Raw genomic sequence first — 1149 nt, 5'->3', positions numbered from 1 at the left:
CCTCGGGCCTTGTTCGGTTCCCGGTACGCGGCGACGATCCGCTGATAGATACCCCACGTCGCTTCGACCTCGACGTGATCTTCGGCCGCGAACACAGCTTCCAGGCGGGTCTGCTGCTTGTCGGTGAGCAGGTCCGCGCCCGTGTGCAGGGTCCGTCGAGCTTTGTAGAGAGGGTCACCGGCCCTACCCCGATGCCCTGTGGTGGCTTGCTGGACGCGTTGCCGGCACCGGTCCAACCCGTCCCCGGCGAGCCGGACCACATGGAAGGGGTCCATGACCGGGACCGCGTCCGGGAGCTCCTCGGAAGCTGCGGCCTTGAACCCGGTGAACCCATCCATCGCCACGACTTCCACCCCGTCCCGCCAGGCCTTCGGCCGCTCGGCCAGCCAGGCCTTGAACACAGCCTTTGAGCGGCCCTCGACCATGTCCAATAACCGTGCCGGGCCCGTCTTCTCACGGATCGGCGTCAGATCAATGACTACGGTGACGTATTTATCGCCGCGGCGAGTGTGCCGCCAGACATGCTCATCGACGCCGATCGCAGTGACCCCCTCGAAACGGTGAGGATCATCGATCAGGCGGCGCCTGCCTTCCGCGAGGACCGCGCTGTTCGCGGTATGCCAGGACACTCCCAGCCCGGCTGCGACCCGGGACACGGTGAGGTGGTCGACCACGACAGCCTCCAACGCCCACACCAACCCGCGACGGGAGATCTTCGCCCGACGCTCAGCGGCGAGGCCTGTGTCCTGCCGCCACGTGCACCCGCACTCGGCGCACCGGTAGCGGCGCACCCGCACCAGCAGGGTCGTAGGCCGGTGACCGAACGGCTCGTGCGCCAGCTCCCTGGTGACGGTGTCCCGCGGCATGCCTTCCGCACCACACTTCCGGCACCACGGAACTGCGTCAACGACCCGGCACTCGATCACCGCCCGACGGGGACCAACATGCTGCCCGATGGCTTCCAGGCCGAGCTCGTCGAGCCGGCAAAACGTCGTGAGGTCAGGACGAACGAAGGTACCGTTGAGCACGTCGAGGTCTTTCAGTTGGGCGGTGTAGGAACTCCCATCATCGGAAGGCCTCGACCTCTATCCCGCCACCGACGCGCCCCACCCCGACCACTCCGCCTGCACTCTCAATTACCAAGAGCCC

Annotated in this window: 1 protein-coding gene; it reads right to left on the bottom strand. The window is 66.9% G+C overall.

All coding sequences use genetic code 11. From position 1 onward, the window contains the following. The coding region (locus IWX63_RS16665) for an ISL3 family transposase (RefSeq protein ID WP_199279261.1) at positions 1-1028 on the bottom strand (1028 nt) is incomplete at its 3' end. Positions 1029-1149: the final 121 nt, after the last annotated feature.

Origin of the sequence: Arthrobacter sp. CAN_A2 (assembly GCF_015752045.1) — a bacterium.
Taxonomy (GTDB): domain Bacteria; phylum Actinomycetota; class Actinomycetes; order Actinomycetales; family Micrococcaceae; genus Arthrobacter_D.
This window is presented reverse-complemented; position numbering and strand designations above follow the sequence as displayed.